This is a genomic window from Corallococcus terminator, assembly GCF_049194865.1.
GTDB lineage: Bacteria > Myxococcota > Myxococcia > Myxococcales > Myxococcaceae > Myxococcus > Myxococcus terminator_A.
The window spans coordinates 163029-181781 of record NZ_JBLZWL010000036.1; the positions used below are offsets into that span (position 1 = coordinate 163029).

Here is an 18753-nt window from a genome sequence, read left to right on the forward strand (position 1 = left end):
GCATTAGAGATTGATGCGAAAGTCGTCGAGTGTCGATGTGTGGTTAATCGGTATGTGATTGTATCTAGCCCTCCGGTCACGGGCATTTGGGTGGAATGTGGCATCGTCGTGGCACGCGCCGTCGCCAGGATGGGTCGGGTTCCGAGCCGGGCAGACCCTGGTGACGGCTGGCACCCTGCGCTGGCCACCTGACCGGCGATGGGGTGCCCACCGCACGGGGGCTGGCGAAGGCCATGCTCGACAGACGAGGGCCACACCACGAGAACGCCATCCGTGGGACTCCTCGTCGGAGGGGGATGCTTGTCGGGTGATGGGTATTCAAGAGTCCTCTTGAAGCCCGCCCTGGGGAGAAGGTCTCATGGGTGGTTTGGGGCCTTCTGGCGGGCAGAGCTCTGGATTGAGGAGACATCGGATGATGAAGGCAAGGTTCGCGGGACTCGGAGCCATCGGCGCCCTGGTGGGGCTGTCGACGGGGTGTGGCTTTGAGAAGAGTGTGTACGACATCGAGATGAACGAGGCCGAGCTGAGCGCCGTGCCCTATGTCTGCGACAACGGCAGGGAGGGCTTCGGCCGCGCCTGGGACGTCTCTTCGCGGCAACGATGGACCATCACCGCGGGAGAGCGCTCGGACACTCGCATCGAGGTCCCTGGCTTCTTCCGAGCCCAGCTCCATGAGGACACGGGTGTGCCGTTCGATGCGCCTTTCGTCGTCAATGGCACCTCGTCTGAGAGAGGCCCTTACCAGTTCGTGGACCTCGATACAGATATCTACGATGACACCGGCAGCGGGACCACGGTGCAGCGCTTCTTCATTGAGGGGGATTCGCTCGAAGCGGACCGCATCGAGGGCTTCGTCGACCTCCGGATCACCGCACTGGATGGGGACTTCAAGAATGTCACATGCACTCAGTGGGTGAGCTTCACCGGCCGCCGCGTGGACTGAGAGTCGCCCTGGGCGTGAGCCGGTTCGATGGACAGGCCGCGCTCCCATCGGGTGCGTGGCAAGAGCCTGGGACTGTTGGCGCCTCTTGAGCCGCGACACCCCCTGGGTGCCCTCGGTGCGCGCCGAGCGCGCCATCGCCGCGCCTTTCGCCGACGTGGCGCTCCCCGTCGTGGCCCCGGCAGGTGCTCGGGCGTCCGGCAAGTCCGTTCTCCGCGTGGGTGGAGCGTCACGTCGCCGCGTTCCGACCTCCCATGGGTGTCTCGAATCCCGAGATTTGAGACAGATTAATCATCCAGGGTTGTCGCTGAGGGTTTGGGGTGGGGGCGCGCTATGAAACATGGCGCGCGGCCCTGGCGGGAAGCCCTCGCCGGGCGGCGCATCCCCCCTCAGTCAAAGAGACGAGCATCCATGTTCAAGCAGGCAGCAGTCCTCGTGGTGACCGGTGTCGCATTGCTGGTCGGTTGCGGCGGTATGGATCCGCGGATGGAGAACGAGGAGATCATCTCCAACCTCATCGAGGCCGGTTATCCGGCCAAGGACATCCGGGTCATCAACGAGGCTGTCTTCGTGGGCGGCGACACGCGTGTGACGCTCCAGGCCTCCCGAGAGATGCTTCAGGCCCCCCCGGGGAGCGCCGAGCATTACAGCACGACCAACCTCGTCGGCCCCGCGGTGACGAAGATCTGCCTCAACCCATCGCCCTCGTTCAACACCTATCCCAAGTTGAGCCAGGGGCTCGACATGGCCATCGACAACTACAACGCGCTGGGTCTGCGATTCACCTTCGCGCGCGGCCCGACCACCGGGTGCTCCGCGAACATCGACATGGTGACCACCACCGAGGACCACAGCTGGACATTCTTCCCTGAGTACGGTCTGCCCTCTGGGACTGTCTACATGACCGTCTTGCTGAACAACTACGAGCTCGACATCAGCGAGCACACCATCACCCACGAGGTTGGCCACGCCATCGGGTTGCGCCACACGGACTACTACGACAACTCCATCAGCTGCGGGAACGGCTTCAACGAGGGCGATATGGGCGTGGGCGCCATCGAGATCCCGGGGGCGCCGACCACCGCCTTCCTGAACGGGTCCGTCATGAACGCCTGCCCCAACCTCGGCAGTACCGGCGAGTTCACCAGCGGCGACATCGCCGCGCTGAAGTCCCTCTATGGCCCGAGCGAGGTCCCGAACTGCTTGGACGTCGACCTCACGGTCTTCCGAGGGCAGACGGGGGCCCAGGGTCGCTGCAGCTGCTCCTCAGGGGGCTCAGGCCCTGTCTGGGGAACGAATCTCTACACCGATGACTCGAATATCTGCACCGCCGCGGTGCACGCGGGTGTCATGACCACCAGCGGTGGGACGGTGGTCGTCGAAATCCAGCCGGGCCAGAGCACCTACGTGGGAACCACCCGCAACGGCGTCACCACGAACTCCTACGGCGCCTGGGCGGGGAGCTTCCGCCTCATCGGTGCTCAGACTCCGCAGCCGCCGCCGAGCTGCTCCAGCTTCAACTTCATGTCCTATCGTGGGCAGAACGGGACGCAATTCCGGTGCAACTGCCCGACGGCGAGCCTCGGAGCGTCGGTCTGGGGGACGGACCTCTACACGGATGACTCGGATGTCTGCACGGCGTCCGTGCACGCGGGCGTGATTGCCTCCACCGGTGGACAGGTGACCGTCACCATCCAGCCGGGCCAGGGCGGCTACGCGGGCACCAGCCGCAACGGCGTCACCTCGTACGCGTACGGTTCCTGGCCGGGGAGCATCTCCCTCAGCCCGTAATCGCGGCGCATCAGAGGGAAGGGGGCCCTGCTGGGGGAGGGCGGATGCAGGGGATGACCGGGGTCACCATCGGCATCGCGAAGCCGGCGTGGCGGGGCAACACCCGCCGCGCAGTGGCGCGGGGGCTGAGCCATCTCAGAGGATGGCTCGGCCCCTGTGCCGGGGACGCGTGAACGGCCGAGACGCGGAGGCAGGCCGTGTCGTCAGCCGGCGCGGCTCAATCCACCGCGAAGTGGTAGTTGGCGCCGTAGTTGCTGTCGTAGCGCACACAGGAGCTGCGGTCCGTGTTGCGGAACCACAGCTCCAGGTTGCGGGCGCCAGCCGGAGCGGTGATGGCCGTCGGCACGGACAGGCCAGAGCCGGTGACGGCCGTCTCCTGGATGGGGCCGTTGTCGAAGCGGTACTGCGCGACAATCGCCCAGGCCGGGCCATTGTAGGTCGCGCGGCACTCGGGCAGGCGGTCCACGTCATAGTTGATGATGAACGGCTCGCCGGCGCGCAGCGTGCCCGCCACGGGCTCGGCCCAGTTCGCGGTGAAGGAGAGGGTCGGCGCGCCGATGGGGAAGTGGTAGTTGCTGCCATTGTTGGAGTCCCAGGCCTGGCAGCCCGGGCTGGTGATGTCGAACCACAGCACCAGGGCGCCGCTCAAATTCGCGGGGAGATGCAGGGTGCGCTGGGTGGGGTTGTTATTGGGTTCGTGGCCGGCGACCCAGAAGCTCACCACCGGGCCGCGGTTCACCTGGACGTGGCCGGTGATGGTCCAGGTCGGGGCGCCCGAGGAGGTGGTGCCCCGGCACTGCGGCAGTCGGCTGGTGTCGTAGTTGACGACCACCTGGCCGCCCACGGGAACCAGCTCCACCGACGGCGTCTCGTTCCAAGCGCCATCGAAGGTGATGGAGACGGGGGTGGTCTGCGCCGCGGCCGTGGAGGCCACCAGCAGCAGCGGTAGGAAGGAGGGAAGAAGTCGACGGACCAAGATGCGCTCCTTTCGAGCGGAAGAGGGACCGGTCGGCGCTATCCCGCTCCCACACATCAGGTCAATGGCTTGGCGCGGGACTTCCGCGTTTTGAAAGCCTTGGCGCCTCGCGACGCCTCTCCCCTGCGACAGGGAAGAAGTCGTCCGGCGCGAGCTGGAACACCTCGGAGGGCAGGGACCCCCTCAGGACACGTGGATGGCGACCTTGCCGCGGGCGTGTCCCTCCTCGAGGTACGCGAGCGCCTGGGGCAGCTCCTCGAACGGGTAGGTGCGGTCGATGACGGAGCGCACGGAGCCGTCGGCGAGGCGGTCGCGCAGGTCCTCCAGGTCCTCCAGGTTGCTCTTCATTGTCAGGTAGCCCATGCGCTTGCTGCTACCGAGCGAGCGCACCGGCCCGAGCAGAAGCGCCGCCGCCATCTGCTTTCCCGCCCCGCCCGTCATCACGTAGCGGCCGCCGGGCGCGAGCGCGCGCTTGTAGGCGCTCAGCGGGTGGTAGCCGTTGGCCGCGAGGATGACGTCGTAGCGCTGGCCGTTGCGCGTGAAGTCCTCCTTCGCGTAGTCGATGACCTCGTCGGCTCCAAGTGAGCGGACCAGCTCCTGGTTGCGGGCGCTGCACACCGCCGTCACCTTCGCGCCCAGCGCCTTGGCGAGCTGCACGGCGAAGGTCCCCACGCCTCCCGAGGCGCCATTCACCAGCACGGACTCGCCCGCCTGGAGGCGACCCTCGCGACGCAGACCCTGCAGCGCCGTCACTCCGGCCAGCGGCGCCGCGGCGGCCTCGTCGAAGCCGAGGCTCGCGGGCTTCGAGGCGAGGACGCGCTCGGGCGCGCAGACGTACTCCGCGAAGGCGCCCCAGTTGCTGCTGCCCAGCTCGCCCATCACTTCATCTCCGGCCTTGAAGCGCGTGACGCCGGGACCTGTGGCCTCGACCACGCCGGCCAGGTCGCAGCCGAGCACGTTGTACCTGGGCTTGAAGAGTCCGACCGCGAGCCTCGCGAGGAAGGGGTCGGCGCGCAGGATGTGCCAGTCGGCCGCGTTGAGCGCGCAGGCCCGCACGCGCACGAGGACCTGGCCCGCGCCCGGCGTGGGGACGGGGCGCTCCTCGTGCTTCAGGACCTGGGGTGAGCCGTACTCGTAGAAGGTGATGGCGCGCATCAAGGGATGGCTCCAGCGGCAGGGGGCACGAGGCCCGGGAACAGGTGGGCTTCGTACACCGCTGTACCCGAGCACGCGCAGTCGATTCGTCCGATGCCGCGCGGATCCGCGTCGAGCTCGAACGTGCGGTCCCGGACTGGAAGCTGCCCCGCGAGACGGAACTGCACGGAGGCTTGTAACCGGGGCGGGGGCGATGCGTACTCTTTCCAACGCACCCTTCGCAGGCCCGCTCTCACGTGGCCGGAAGCCGGGTGACACCGGACCGGTGGTGACTCGTGTCACCAGGTCGCCGCCCATGCGGCTGATGACTCAAGTCATCAGTGATGACTGTTGTCACCACGCCCCGCCCTCACGCCGCTCCGCGCAACCTCTTGGAAATGCTCATGGGGTGGGCGTGTGCGGGCGGGTGCGGATGTGTGGCACGCCGCGCGCACTGGGGACAGGCATCACCCGCTCCCATCGGAGCCGCTCCTCCCGGAGATAGACCATGAGCCTGCGCGCCACCCCTTCCACCCTGAACCGCTTTGTCACGGACCGGACCTCCTCCACGAAGATTGGCTCCAATCCCCAGGCGAACCTGCGCACGCTGAATCGGCTCGAAGCCCAGATGGTGCGCTCGCTCACCGCCGCCTTCCAGCAGCAGCTCCCCCATGCCCCGAAGGGCCAGCGCGGCGATTGTTTCCAGACGCCGCAGAGGCCCACGCATCACGGTTGTGAGGTGAAGCCGAGGCACTGCCACACGACCCCTCCGAGGCCGCGCGATGCGTGCCACCCGCAGGGGAGCCTGAAGGCTGACAAGGAGGGCGTGGTCACCACGCCTGGTGGCTACAAGATCGAATCCAACGAGCAGTTCGGGTTCAAGATTACCGGTCCCGACGGCAAGTCGACGCGCGTCTGGGGTGACCCGCACGTGGCGGAGGGCGACGGTGGCACCTGGGACTTCAAGCGCGACAGCACCTTCGTGCTGGGCGACGGCACCCGCGTCAATGTCAGCACCGCTCCCTTCGGCAACGGCATGACGGTGACCTCTGGCCTGGAAATCATCTCCGGCAATGAACGCGTCAAGATCTCCGACATCGACAAGGGGAAGGGGCAGACCGGCAAGGTGACCCAGGACGGCTTCCAGCACGCCAACAGCTTTGGCGGCAAGGACGTATTCGTCATGGGCAAGGAGACGGACGACTGGTCCTTCCAGGGGAAGGAAGTCATTGGCAGCAATAACGGAGGGGATTCCTTCAAGCTCGGTGGGGATCTGCCGGCGGGCGGCGCCCGGGGACGGCCCGCGCCGGGCACGCAGGCGAGCTCTTTCGCCCAGCAGATGAATCAGCTCTTCCAGCGACTCGAGGGGCTGTTCGCGGGTCTCCCTCAGGCCGCGAGCGCGATGCCGCCGGGGCAGTTCGGAACGGAGGACCTGACGGCGCCCGGGCAAGACGGCTCCTGGAGAGATCGCCGCCACCAGCAACTTCACACCGGCTTCGAGGACATCGGTCGGATGATGGACGTGTTCAATCGGATGAACGAGCTCCGCCGCGACATCAAGCTGTCCCGCGGCACCTTCACGGCGTGATGGCCTCAAGGAGACATAGACCATGAACGCGCATCCCCAGGCTTCCAATCACACCCTGCTCCCCAGCCAGCATGAACTGGGGCAAGAGCTCATTCGCGGGAACATCACCCCCGGGCAGTTCCTGGGACTCTCCCCGCAGCGGCTTTATGAGTTCGCGACGCTCGCCCATCACCTGCTGATGGATGGAAAGCTCCAGGCCGCGCTGGATATCTTCAAGGGCCTGGTGGCCGCGTCGCCGTGGGACAGCGTCTTCCATTGCAACCTGGCCGCTACCTATGCCCAGCTCGAGCGCTTCCCGGAGGCGATGGCTGCCTACACGACGGCGCTCCGGTTCAACCTCGCCAACGTGGATGCGCTGGTCGGGCGCAGTGAACTGTTCCTGCGCGAGGGCAAGGTGGCCGAGGCACTCCAGGACCTCGAGGGCGCCCTGCGGCTCGATCCCCAGGCCGAGCGCGAGAGCATCCAGCGGGCCCGGGCCACCCTGATGCTGTTGGGCACGATGGCGGACGCGGCGGAGGACGGCGAAGGCTCGCCGCGCTGAGCCACGCGGAACACTCTTCCCTATTTGACCAGCGCCGCGACGGCATTTGCGGCCATCGCAACCGAGGGGTGATGAGGGATAGGACTGCGAGAAGAGCAAGACGCATTCGGATGGTGAGCATGATGATGTAGCTAGGGAGGCAGGCAGACGTTCAGCACCATCGTCGCCGCCTTGGCGTTCACGCTGCTGAAGGCGAGGTCGGGCAGGCCGTCCGCGTTCCAGTCCGCGATGAGCCCGTCCCGGGCGGTGAGTCCCCAGCCGGGCTGGGGGCCCGGGGCGAAGGTGTTGGGGGCGGTCTGCATCACCACGCGACCCGAGAACTCCTCGAAGGAGAACAGGTCCGTGTGGCCATCGGCGTTGAAGTCCGCGGTGTAGATGCCGAGGCCGGCGCGGATGCCCAGGCTGTGCTTGGGTGTCAGCGTGGGCTGACGGGCCGCATCGTAGGTGAGCAGTCCCACCTCGCCCCGGTCGATGAGCAGGCCGACGTTGCCCTGTCCGTCCAGGTCCGCGCGGCCCATGGCGCGGTGCGTGTACTCACCGGTGAAGGACGTCTGTCCGGAGAAGGTGCCGTCCCCCTTGCCCCAGATGACGTAGACCTCCCCCTTGTCGAGGTTGGGATTGCCGGGACGCAGCAGGGCCAGGTCCATGTGTCCATCCCGGTCCAGGTCCGCGGGGACGAGGGTGTGTACCTCGTGGTTGGCGGTCACCTCCGCGGTGACGCGGGGCGCGAACTTCCCGCTGCCCAGGTTGAGCCACACGCCGAGCTGGATTTTCGAGGCGGTAGAGTGCTCCGTCGTCACCAGGTCGAAGCGGCCATCCTCGTTGAGGTCCACCGCGATGAGCTCGGCCTGGCTCCAGTCCTCGTCATGGCGCTCGGCGGGCCCGAAGCCTCCGCCCGGCAGACGCTTGTAGATGACGAGCTGGGGCAGCACGCCCGTGGAGGGCGTCAGCGAGGTGGTGATGGCGGACAGGTCCTCCCGGCCGTCGCCGTCCAGGTCCACGCAGACCAGGTCCTGCACACCGGCGGTGACCTTCTTGCCCGCCGGAGGCACGAACACCGGCGAGAGCGCGGCGGTGCTCCGCTCCGGGCTCCCCGACAGCGACAGGAGGATGGCGTTCTTCTCGAAGCTGCCCGCGGCCAGGTCGGCGAGGCCGTCCGCGTTGAAGTCTCCGCTGGCGAGCCCGCCCGGGGCACCGTCGAGCGGGAGGCTCTCGCTCAGCGCGTCCGAGCCCCAGAACAGCTGGATGGACATGTGGCCGGGGAACGCCACGTCCGTGCGTCCGTCGCCATCGAAGTCACCCGCGGCGGGCGCATCGTGGTCGCCGCTGTAACCCAGGCTGCGTGGCCTGGAGAAGGGCGTGGGTCCGGCGCTGCCCGGCAGGACGTTGAGCTCGCCTCCCGGAGTGTTCATCCAGAACACGTCCTGGAGGCCATCGCCGTTCACATCGGTCAGGAAGGGGTACTTGATGGTTTCACTGAAGGGACGGGCGAAGGGCATCTCGGACACCTGGGCCAATGTTCCACCCGAGGGGCTGAAGGTGCGGACCTTCTCGGGGTGGATGAGGGCCAGGTCGTCCACGGCGCCATCGTGGTCGAAGTCACCCGCCACCAGGCTGCCGTAGCAACTGGTGCACGGGGCATACACGGGGACCCTGAACGAGCCGGTTCCCGTGCCGTTGACCTGCACGATGCGGTTGTTGGCGGTGTCGAGCCGGGCGTAGTCCATGCGCCCGTCCCCGTTGAAATCGGCCACGACGGGGCAGTCCGAGGTGTTGGAGGAGATGACGGTGGTGGGCGTGTAGAAGGTGCCATCCCCCCTGCCGCGATAGAGCAGCGTGCGTCCCAGATGGACATGGGCGAACAGGTCCAGGACCCCGTCGGAGTCGAAGTCCCGGGCGGTGAGGCAGTTGAAGCTGCTGGTGAGGTTGGTGCCCAGGGGCGTGGACAGGGGCGTCTGGAACGTGCCCGTGCCCCTTCCGAGGTAGACGGTGAAGCCGCCCGTCGTGTCGTCACCGTCGGTCCCCAGGACGGCCGCGACGTCCAGCTTCCCATCCCGGTTGAAGTCCGCCACCACGGGCGCCGCACTGCTGAGGCTGTTGCCGGCGCTGACGGAGTTCTCCAGCCGCGTGAAGCCGCGAGCGGGGCCGCTGACGAGCACGGTGATGTCGAACAGGTTGCCCACCAGGACGTCCTGCCGCGAGTCCCCGTTGAAGTCCCCGGCCCCCACGAACTGTGCTCCCGTGCGGTATGCGAACTGGGACACGGGCGTGAAGGACGGCGTCTCGCAGGCCAGGGGCACGACGTGGCGGTGATACGCCGGCGCGGAAGGACGGCCGTCGCCCGCTCCGTTACGGGCCCTCACCTGGAACAGGTAGGTGGTGCCGGAGCTCAGCCCGGGAAGCGTCGCCACCCGGGCGCTCGCGGGGACGGTGATGGAGCCACCGCCGGGCGTGGCGGTGACGATGTACTCGGTGACGGGGTCCGTGGCCGGCGCGGAGGCCGGGTTCCAGCGCACGACGGCGCCCGCGAGCGTGGAGTGCACGCGCACGTCGGTGGGCGCCCGGGGCTGGGCGCGCATCAGGATGGGCGCGGAGGTGACGGGCGGGCTCGTGCCCACGCCGTTATACGCGGTGAGCGTGAAGGTATAGGTGCTGTCGGCGGGCAGTCCCGAGAGCCGGGCCACCGTGGGGACCGCTGGGAAGCTCTGGTCCACGCCCGGGGGGGTGGACGTCAGCCGGTAGCTGGACACGGGCCGGCCTCCGTCATTGACGGGGGGCTGCCAGTCCAGCTCGAGCTGCCCCTGGTGGTAGACGCCGGTGAGGTGGATGGGCGCTGACGGCGGGGCCGGAAGCGTCACGGAGGCGGTGGTGGCGGCGGCGCCCACGCCCGTCGAGTTCTGCGCTGCCACGCTGAAGCTGTACGTGGCGCCATGGGTGAGGCCCGACAGGTAGTGGCTCGTCGCCGAGGAGGTCGTCGACTGGGTCGCGCCCGTCGGATGCGTGGTGATGATGTAGCCGGTGACGGGCGCGCCGCCATTGTTCGTCGGCGCCGTCCACCTCAGCATCACCGCGCCGATGAACGGCTCCATCGTGAGGTTCTGGGGGGCGCTCGCAACGGCGGCGACCCGGATCGAGGAGCTGGTGGTGGGGCGGGAGGTGCCCACCGCGTTGGTGACCACCAGGGTGAACGTGTAGCTCTGCCCGTTGGTGAGGCCGGTGACGAGCGCGGACCGCTGCGTCGTATGGATGACCTGCCCGCCCGGCGCGACGGTGAGGGTGTAGCCCTGGATGGGTTGCCCGCCGTCCCAGGGCAGGCTCCACTCCAGCTCCACCTGCTGGTTGCCGCCCTTCGACCGGTGCCAGGACGGAGTGCCCGGGACATCGAAGGTGTACACGCCCGCTGACAGGCTCGAGGCCTTTCGGGTGCCGTCAGCGTAGATGGCGGTGACGGTGAAGTAGTAACGCGTGCCATTCGCCAGGCCCGTGATGACCGCCGTCCGGGCGGCGGAGCCGACGTTGACCTTGATGCTCGAAGGCGAGCCGGTGACCTCGAAGGAGGACAGCGCGCTGCCCGTGGTGGACGGCGTGTAGCTCCAGGAGACGGTCATCTCCCGGATGCCCGGCGTGGCCGTCACGCTCGCGGGCGCGGTCAGCGTGGGAGTCACCGCGTCACCACGGCCCGCGTCCGGAGTGCTCGCGTCCCGCTGTCCGGCATCGGGCTCGGCGGGGTTGCCCGAGTCAGGCTCGCTCGCGTCGGGGGCTCCCGCATCGGGACGTCCCGCATCCGATGGGAGTCGGTCGTCGGGGGGCGCGGAGTCGTCGGAGGACTTTCCTCCGCAACTCACGGCTCCGAAGCCGACGAGCGTCGCTGTCAGGAGGAGGATGACTGTTCGCATGAGACCTGTGCTCTCCAGGGAGCGGGAAGTCCAAGGGTGTTGTCCTCCTCCAACGGCCCTTGCCGGAGAATGTCGCGAGGAATCCGCTTCGTCGGAAGCACGAGGCCATGCGGGTGCTGCTGGGTTGATGCTTGTAGCGAGGAGTTTGTTCCGCCCTATAGGGCGAACAGATCCACCTGGCGCGGCATCGCTCCTTCCAACCGCAGCAGGAACTGCTTGGTCGGCAAGCCGCCGCCGAAACCGGTGAGGCTGCCGTTTGAGCCGATCACGCGATGACAAGGCAGCACGATGGGAATCGGATTGCGCCCATTCGCCGCGCCCACCGCGCGCGTCGCCGTGGGTCTGTCCAGGCGCAGCGCGAGTTCGGCGTAACTGATCGTGCCGCCAAATGGAATGTTGGCGAGTTCCAACCACACTTGGCGCTGGAACTGCGTCCCCTGCGGCGCCAGAGGCAGTTCGAAGCCCCGGCGTTTGCCCGCGAAGTATTCGTCCAGTTGCTTCTGGGTGTCCCGCAGGACCGCGTGGTCGCCTTCCTGCCAATCCTCGCTGCGACGCATCGGGTGGCGCGGTGTATGGAACTCGATCAGCCGCAGGCCCTCGTCGTTGCCGGCAAGCAGCAACGCTCCGACCGGGCTTTCGATGTGGCGATAGAACACGTTGCTTTGCATTACGCGGTCCCCTTTGCCTTCCTGATGGGTGGCCCCATCGAATCCTTCCACAGATGAATCACCGCATAGGCGCGCCAGGGACGCCAGGCTTCCGCCCACGCGGTCAGCGCCTTCGCGCTCATGCGCGAACCATCGTTGGGTACCGCGCGCCGCAGCACCAGGTCGTCGGCGGGGAATGCATCGGGATGGCCCAATGCGCGCAGCGCGATGTATTGCGCGGTCCACGGGCCGATGCCGGGCAACGCGACCCATCGCGCCGTGAAATCGTCCAGCGTGCGCTCCGGCTTGAAGTCGACGTGGCCCTCCAGAAGTGCGCGCGCCATGGTCCGTAAGGTCTGCGCACGCGCGCGTGTCAGGCCGATCACACCCAGGTCGGCGTCGGCCAGCGCATCGGGCGTGGGGAAGAGGTGGTCGAGTCCAGGCGCGAGTGGTGCGGGCAGTGGCTGACCGAAGTGATGCGAAAGTCGCGTCGCCAGCGTGCGTGCGCCGGCGACGCTGATCTGTTGGCCGATGATCGCGCGCACCGCGCTCTCGAAGCCGTCCCATCCGCTGGGAACGCGCAGTCCCGCGCGCTGCTTCAGCAACGGACGCAGCCGCGCATCGGCGCCGAGCGCTTCGATGATGGCCTGTGGATCCGCGTCGAGATCGAACATGCGTCGCAGCCGATGGACGATCTCCAGCAGTTGCGAAGGGCGCGCGCCGTGCAGTTCGAGCCGCAGCGCATTGGCGTCCGCCAGGCGATGCGATGCGGGCCATTGCGAAACACGCAGCCAGCCGGGCGCATCGATAGAGCCGATCACTCGCGAGTAACTCGTGGCATCCACCAGTTCGACACCGGGCAGCGCGCGCCCGCGCAGGAAATCGAGCATCGCGACGAAGTCGTAGGGTGGGCGGTAACCCAGGCGCAGCGTCAAGGTCTCTCCGGGAACTTCGACGCGTTGCTTGCGCAGGTCGCGCGGAGCCATCCGATAGGCTTCGAGGAAGGCGGCGTTGAAGCGGCGCAGGCTGCCGAAACCGGCCGCGAGCGCGACTTCGGCGATTGGCATCGCCGTTTCCGTCAGCAGCTGTTTGGCGAACAACAAGCGTCGCGTGCCATGCACTCCCGTTGGCGACACGCCGAGGCGTTCGACGAACAGCCGACGCAGCTGGCGTTCGCCGATGTCGACGCGTTCGGCGAGCGCGGACAGTGGCTGTTCGTCGAGAACGCCTTGTTCGATCAGTTTCAAGGCGCGAGCCAACAGCGCATCGCCACGACGCCATGCGCCGTCGCCGGGTGACAGTTCCGGGCGACATCGCAGGCAAGGCCGGTAGCCGCCGGCTTCTGCGGCGGCTGCACTGGCGTAATACGTGAAGCGCTTGGCCATCGGCGCCGGACAGACGGGGCGGCAATAGATCTTGGTGCTGGTGACCGCGGTGAAAAACAGCCCGTCGAAACGTGGGTCGCGGGTGAGGCGCGCCTGCTCACAGGTGTGCATGTCAGGGAGCGCAGTGGCGGTGGCAAACGTCGACATGAGTGCAGGCTAGCACCGCGCCGGGAGGCGGACTCGCCGGATTCGGACATCGCGTGCGCGCCCTGGCGTTCATGCCGCGTGCCGACCCGAGGGCGACGGCTGCATGAAAAGGCCCCGGAACCACGTGGGATTCCGGGGCCTTGGTCGCTCATCGCCAGCGGTCAAGCCATCCGAACCAGGTCTTTGCAGGGAGCCGCCGCAAGCGCCAGGCCCGCAAGCGAGGACAGGGTGAATGCTGGGTGAAGACGCGGGAGGCGCGTCAGCAGCCGCGCCTCCTCTTCGCTCAAAATGGCGAGAGCGGAATCAGAAGGGCCCCGCGCACACCAACTGGCCGTTCAAGCATTCAGAATGGCAGTCCGCGTTCTCGTCGCACTCCATCCCGAGGCAGGCGCCACCGCCGCACAGCCCGAGCGGCCTGCAGGTGTTGGTCTGCGCATAAGAGTCACGGTTGGACCAATTGGTGGTGCTGCGCGTGGGGTCACACACCTGGCAGATGTTGCTGGGGTTGACGGTGCCGGTGCTGTACGTCACGCCGCCGATGGTGCAGCCAGTGGGCGGAGGCTGCGTGGAACAGGCGTTCGTCACTCCGTCGCACGTGACGCTGGGAGGACTTCCGGTCGGCGCGGCGGAACAGGCGCTCGCGCCCGAGCAGGTGCGACTGGTGCCGTCCGTGCAGTACACCGTGACGTAGCAGCCGCTCGTGGCGGATTGCTCCTGGGTGTGCATGAGCGGGGCTTGCCCGTTCTCGGCGCCTGGATCGCAGCTGGCCAGGGTCATCATGACAGCGAGGAGAAACAGCTTCCGCATGGGATACCTCGGGGTTGGGGGTCTTCAGTCTCTCTCCTCGATTGGGATTAGGCAAAGGGCGTCAGGATGAGCAGCAGGGTGGTGGCACTTATCCGCGTCCCACCACCTGCCCACTCATGGACCTGTTGCTGCAATGCGTTGCGCTGGCGCCAGAAGACGGCTCAGCGCCCGGCGAGCGAGACGGCGCGCAGGTTCTTCTCCGCGCCCCCGAGGACCATGGAGGTGCCATCGGCGGAGAAGGCGATGGCTCGAAGCGAGCGGGCGCCGGCCTTGTACGCGCTCCAGCGCCCATCGTTTCCAATCTCGATGACCAGGCCGTTGTTGGTTCCAATCACACCCAGACCCTCTCCGCGAAAACAGATGGAGTCGCCGCGCGTGTTCGTGCCGCCCGTCACGCGTCGCGCGAGTGTGCCCAACGAGTGGCGCGCGAGCTCGGCGCCGCTCGCCGCATCCAACACGAGCATGTCATGGCTCACGCCTCCGCCGACGGTCATCAACCGGTTCGACGTGGGGTCGAGGGCCATGGCGGCGACAGTGCCCTCGGTGACGAGCCGCGACGGCGCGCGCTGCCATAGCAGACGGGAGTCGGCGACCCGCACCGCGGAGATGCGGGAGAAGGAGGTGGCTGTGTAGAGGACGTCGCCCTCGGGCGACAGTACCGCGCACACCTCCTCATCGAGCCACTGGGACGGCAGCAAGGGTTGGCACCCGAGGGTGGTCCGGGAGACCCGCACCATGGACGGCTCCGGCGTCACCAGGGCAGGCACAGCGGCGGCGAGGGCCGGATCCACTCGGCGTGACTCTGTCCTGACCACGTCTCCGTCGCGGAACGTCTCCGCCCAGTTCGGTGACTGTGCGACGAACTGCTCGTCGTCAATCCATACAAAGGGGCGCATGACGGGCAGGGTGTGCGCGACCTGGAAGGTGTCCAGGTCGATCAACTGGCAGCAGGCTGCTCGGCCTGCGAGCAGCGGGCCTCCCGTGAGGAGCCAGCGTCCGCTGGGCGAGAGCGCACCGGGGCCCAGCGGGCCCGTCAGCTCCGCCTCGATTTCAAGGCGGGGTCCACTCCTCCGCAGCAGTCGACCGGGCTGGTCGGCATGGCCGGGCGCCTCGATGACCAGGAGCGAGCCCCGTGGTTCGAAGGCGAGGAACCGGACGTAGGGGACAGTGTCCTTCGCCAGGGGCGTGGACGCCGCGCGGGGAGGCGCGGGTGCGAATCTGGGAAGCAACTCCGTGCAGTCGATCAGTCGCATGCGGGGATGATATCCCGTGAGCGTCAAGACCTTGTCGACTTCATTTCCACGGGGCGCGGAGTCAAAGGCGACACTCGACGTCGTCGCGGCCGGGGCCAGCGAAGGCAAGCGGACATAAGCGCCTCGCAGCGCTCGTGATGGCCGCCTATGACGAGCAACCTCCCGTTACCGCGTCCAGCAACTGATTACCCGACGGCCAGGTCGCGACGGACCGTGACACGTTGCTCGGCTCGGGCGCCCCGCTGCTCGAAGACCTGGGGAAGGGCGGGCGCGTCGACAAGTACAAGTGCGCATAGCTGGGATGGGGACCCTGTTGAGGGGAGGGAGGGTGCAGAGGCGCCGAGGAGGGCCGCCCGAGCGAAGCTCCCGGCCGGTGGACAGGCCGCGTGAGCTCCCTTGGGGCACACGTCTGTCCAGGCCGCGCGCCCATCAGGTGCGTGGCAGGAGCCTGGGCCTGTGGGCTGTCTTGAGCCTCAACACCCCACGGCCTGGGGTGGCCCTCGTGCCGGGGGGGCCACCTCGCACATGCCGTGGGCAAGCCCAGGACGTGTGTTCGTGACGCTTGGAAAGGAGCGGAGTCACACGAGGGGGAATTCGCGCCCCACCCGCGTGGCGAGCCACGCCATCGGCAGGTAGGCCACCACGATGTCGCTCACGATGAACCACGTCGGTGCGGGAATCATGAAGCTCGCCGCGATGCCGCCGGCCAGGAAGAGCGTGCCGACCGCGAACGCGAAGACCCTGCGACGACTCCCCGCGATGAGGAACGCGACCAGCGCTCCGGCGAGCGTGCCGAGCGCGTGGGCCAGGAACGGAAACACGAAGTGCTTTGGCTCGAACAGGTGAATCGAAGCAGCGAGGCTCTCGGCGTTGGAGGCATCGACACCGGCGGGGGCGGGAATCACCCGCGGGCCGAGCGTCACGAGCGCCATGTTGACGACAGAGCCCACGGCAAAGCCGATGATGACCGCGAGGATGTTGCGAATGATTTTCATGGGGGAGGCCGCGCAGTGTGACATGTCTCCGCGCGGCCGTCCCTCTGCCCGTTGGCTACGGTGTTGTCGTACAGGCGTACGGCGTCCAGGCGGAGGTGCCTGCCGCATTCTGGGAGCGGATGGCGAAGCACATGTACGTGCCAGACGCGAGGCCGCCCCAGGTATACGTGGTGGTGTTGGCGCCGAGGTTCCGCGTGGTGACACCGTTGGTCAGCTGGAACCCGGTCTCGTTGCCAGAGGTGTCCGTCCAGTTCACCCGGATGCTGGAGCTGCTGATGGCGGTGGCCGTCTGGTTCGTCGGCATGGCGGGCACCGCGGGCGTGGTGGTGCAGGCGTACGGCGTCCAGGCGGAGGTGCCCGTGGCGCTGTAGGCGCGGATGGCGAAGCACATATAGGTGTTGGGCGACAGGCCCGTCCACGTGTGGGTGGTGGTGTTGGTGCCCACGCTCACGGTCGTGACGCCGTTGGTGATCTGGAACCCGGTTTCATTGCTGGACTTGTCGGTCCAGTTGACCCGGATGCTGTTGCCATTGAGCGCGGTCGCGGTCTGACCGGTCGGCGCCGCCGGAACGGTGAAGAAGGCACTCTTGTTCGCGGCGAGGAAGTTCCGGTCGTAGTCGTTCAGACCGATGGTCGGATAATCCCACCAGAAGCCCATCACGGAGGTCTCCATCCCCCAGCCCACGCTATCGGGGTGGGGAAGGCCAAAGCCGTGGCCGAGCTCGTGAGCGACGGCGCCGGTCTGCTTGCGCTGGCCGGACCACCAGTAGGCGCCCTCCGCCACGTGGCCCTGGAGGCTGTCGATGGCCCAGTCGCCGACGATGGCCTGGCCGCCGTTGCCGCTGGTATACCCACGGCCTCCAGCGAAGCCGCCGGCGCCCTTGAAGAAGATCATCGTGACGTAGCCGCTCTCATTCTGCGCCGGAGGGGTAGGGAATCCGCGCGAGTGCAGCTCCGCCATGACGGCCCCCTCCATGTTGCCCGTGATGGTGATGACCCCGTCGTCGTAGATGTTCCCCGGACCCCACGAGATGCCGTACGCCTCCTTGGCGCCGTTGGCCTGAACCACCTGCACCGGGTTGCGCACGAAGGTCGCCCCGTTGTTGTAGGTCGCATAGAAGCGCTGGATGTCGGCCATCGCGTTGTTGATGGCGGTGGCCTCTGCCTGCACCTCGGCGCTGCTCACGCTCCAGTCGGTGGGCACGAACAACACCGGCACCACCGAGTAGTCCGGCCAGGGATACGGAAACGTCGGGCTGGCCGTCGCGACTCCTGGCCCCAGCGCGCCGGAGAGGAGGAGGGCCGCGCAGAGGATGCTGAGATATCGATTCATGAGACGCTCCTGAAGCAGGATTGCCCCGGTCGGGGATTCGAGCCGAGGAGGGGATGGCGCGCGGGAGTGTAGGCCGCGCATGTGTTGCCCGATAGAACGCCCGGAGGGCGGGGCGGACCTGCTGCTGCTGGCGGTTTACAATCGCAGTGCGATTGTTCGGTGAACCCATACTGCTCGGGGGCTCCGGGCTCGGAAGCTTTCGCCTGTCGAGGTGGCTTTCGCCTGTCAATGACCCCGCCGGCCTCGCGCGGCTTGCGACTCGGGCGGAGCTGATGCGCACGGGCACCGGCGAGTCCGCTTTCGGAGGACCGGGCTTCGGCGGCATCGGGATGGGGACCTGCTCGCTGGAAGCGTGCTCACGAGCCCCGCAGGCATCACGATGGGCAGCATGCTCGCGCACCAGTGGATGAATGGCTTCATCGCCCAGGTACTCTCCGCGGACGGTGCGGGAGTTGGACTGGCATCAGTAGAAGGGCGCCGCGGGATTCCTCGAGTGGCTCACCCATCCGCATCTGGGCGGCGTGACGCGGATGCTCGGCGGAGGTGGATTGGGCGCTCGCGTTGGCGGGCGTGTCGCTGCCTGTGCGGAGGCTGGAAATCTTCAGGCGGTATACGCTGGCGACGTGAACGAGGCCCTGCACAGCTACTTGGAGCGCGCGGCGGAGTCCTTCGCGCGGCAGGAGGAGGAAGAGGCCTTCGGCGCCGTGATGGATGCGTGGCGCGAGTGTCGCGCGAGCGAGCTGTGCTTGTTCGCCCAGCAGCTCGAGGCGCGACTCGACTCGACGCATGCGGGGCGGGAGGGGGAGTACGCGGAGGCTCGTCGCGCGGCGCGGGACCTGGCTCGCAGGCTGGTGGCTCAGGGGCAGCCGCGCGAGGTGGAGGCGCAGCTCGATGCCCTGCTCGACTGCCTGCCCGACCCCCGGTTCATCCCCGGGTTGCTCGCCATCGCGCGCCTCCCCTCGGCGGAGGAGCCGCAGCGGGTGTCGAGGCTGTGCGCGGCGCTCCGGCACGTGGGGCCGCCCTTCGACGTCGAGCCCCTCGAGGCACTGTATGAGCGGATGAGGCCGGAGGCTTGGGCCTCGGCTGCGCGGCTGTCCTTCGTCATCAGGCTGGGGCGTGACTGGGTACCGCGGGAACTCGATGCGAAGGCGCGGGAGCTGCTCGCGGCGCTTTGGGAGGCCATGCGTGTTCGCGCGGATAAGGAGTCGCGAAACGCCAGCATCCGGGAGCAGTGGTTGCCCCGTGTCTATGCCAACCCCGAGGACGACGACGTGCGGCTGGTGATGGCGGACCAGTTGCTGGAGACGGGCGACCCCCTGG

At 67.7% G+C, this 18753-nt stretch carries 14 protein-coding genes; 6 read left to right on the forward strand and 8 right to left on the reverse strand.

Features of this window, described 5'->3' with window-relative positions; genetic code table 11:
* Positions 1–412 precede the first annotated feature (412 nt).
* Positions 413–943, forward strand: coding sequence for a hypothetical protein (locus ACN469_RS13600; RefSeq protein ID WP_498767861.1), 531 nt, complete (start codon positions 413–415; stop codon positions 941–943).
* A 408-nt stretch (positions 944–1351) separates the two neighbouring features.
* Positions 1352–2731: a M57 family metalloprotease gene (locus ACN469_RS13605; protein WP_498767863.1), complete on the forward strand. Its 1380-nt coding sequence runs from the start codon at positions 1352–1354 to the stop codon at positions 2729–2731.
* 217 nt (positions 2732–2948) lie between these two features.
* Here the strand turns inward: ACN469_RS13605 and ACN469_RS13610 are convergent, their stop codons facing one another.
* Both ACN469_RS13610 and ACN469_RS13615 read right to left on the reverse strand, forming a co-directional pair.
* The gene (locus ACN469_RS13610) at positions 2949–3707 is read right to left on the reverse strand and encodes a DUF6209 family protein (RefSeq protein WP_498767865.1); all 759 of its coding nucleotides are present in this window, start codon (positions 3705–3707) and stop codon (positions 2949–2951) included.
* A gap of 183 nt (positions 3708–3890) precedes the next feature.
* Positions 3891–4862 carry an NAD(P)-dependent alcohol dehydrogenase gene (locus tag ACN469_RS13615; RefSeq protein WP_498767867.1) on the reverse strand — a complete coding sequence of 324 codons (972 nt, stop codon included), beginning with the start codon at positions 4860–4862 and terminating at the stop codon, positions 3891–3893.
* A 487-nt stretch (positions 4863–5349) separates the two neighbouring features.
* Between ACN469_RS13615 and ACN469_RS13620 the strand changes: the two genes are divergently transcribed.
* Both ACN469_RS13620 and ACN469_RS13625 read left to right on the forward strand, forming a co-directional pair.
* Positions 5350–6429 carry a DUF1521 domain-containing protein gene (locus ACN469_RS13620; protein WP_498767869.1) on the forward strand — a complete coding sequence of 360 codons (1080 nt, stop codon included), beginning with the start codon at positions 5350–5352 and terminating at the stop codon, positions 6427–6429.
* 22 nt (positions 6430–6451) lie between these two features.
* A complete protein-coding gene (locus ACN469_RS13625; protein ID WP_498767871.1) occupies positions 6452–6970 on the forward strand; it encodes a tetratricopeptide repeat protein in 519 nt (172 codons plus the stop codon).
* 131 nt (positions 6971–7101) lie between these two features.
* Here the strand turns inward: ACN469_RS13625 and ACN469_RS13630 are convergent, their stop codons facing one another.
* The 3 genes from ACN469_RS13630 to ACN469_RS13640 all read right to left on the reverse strand — a co-directional run bounded on the left by ACN469_RS13630 (position 7102) and on the right by ACN469_RS13640 (position 13045).
* The gene (locus ACN469_RS13630) at positions 7102–10866 is read right to left on the reverse strand and encodes an FG-GAP-like repeat-containing protein (RefSeq protein WP_498767873.1); all 3765 of its coding nucleotides are present in this window, start codon (positions 10864–10866) and stop codon (positions 7102–7104) included.
* A 155-nt stretch (positions 10867–11021) separates the two neighbouring features.
* Positions 11022–11534 (reverse strand): methylated-DNA--[protein]-cysteine S-methyltransferase, encoded by a 513-nt coding sequence (locus ACN469_RS13635; protein ID WP_498767875.1) that lies wholly within the window; start codon positions 11532–11534, stop codon positions 11022–11024.
* Complete coding sequence (locus ACN469_RS13640; protein WP_498767877.1) at positions 11534–13045, reverse strand: DNA-3-methyladenine glycosylase 2 family protein; 1512 nt, start codon at positions 13043–13045, stop codon at positions 11534–11536. Before ACN469_RS13640 ends, ACN469_RS13635 begins: the two co-directional genes overlap by 1 nt.
* 448 nt (positions 13046–13493) lie before the next feature.
* Here ACN469_RS13640 and ACN469_RS13645 point away from each other — a divergent pair, with 448 nt between their 5' ends.
* On the forward strand, positions 13494–13736 hold the full coding sequence (locus tag ACN469_RS13645) for a hypothetical protein (protein WP_498767879.1): 243 nt from the start codon (positions 13494–13496) through the stop codon (positions 13734–13736).
* 277 nt (positions 13737–14013) lie between these two features.
* On the opposite strand, the gene ACN469_RS13650 is transcribed toward ACN469_RS13645, so the two are convergent.
* The 3 genes from ACN469_RS13650 to ACN469_RS13660 all read right to left on the reverse strand — a co-directional run bounded on the left by ACN469_RS13650 (position 14014) and on the right by ACN469_RS13660 (position 17433).
* Entirely contained in the window at positions 14014–15105 is a 1092-nt protein-coding gene (locus ACN469_RS13650) for a WD40 repeat domain-containing protein (RefSeq protein WP_498767881.1), read from the reverse strand.
* Positions 15106–15683: 578 nt separating this feature from the next.
* On the reverse strand, positions 15684–16100 hold the full coding sequence (locus ACN469_RS13655; RefSeq protein WP_498767883.1) for a hypothetical protein: 417 nt from the start codon (positions 16098–16100) through the stop codon (positions 15684–15686).
* Between the two features lie 55 nt (positions 16101–16155).
* Entirely contained in the window at positions 16156–17433 is a 1278-nt protein-coding gene (locus tag ACN469_RS13660; RefSeq protein ID WP_498767885.1) for a fibronectin type III domain-containing protein, read from the reverse strand.
* Between the two features lie 623 nt (positions 17434–18056).
* Between ACN469_RS13660 and ACN469_RS13665 the strand changes: the two genes are divergently transcribed.
* On the forward strand, positions 18057–18753 hold a 697-nt coding region (locus ACN469_RS13665), incomplete at its 3' end, for a hypothetical protein (RefSeq protein ID WP_498767887.1).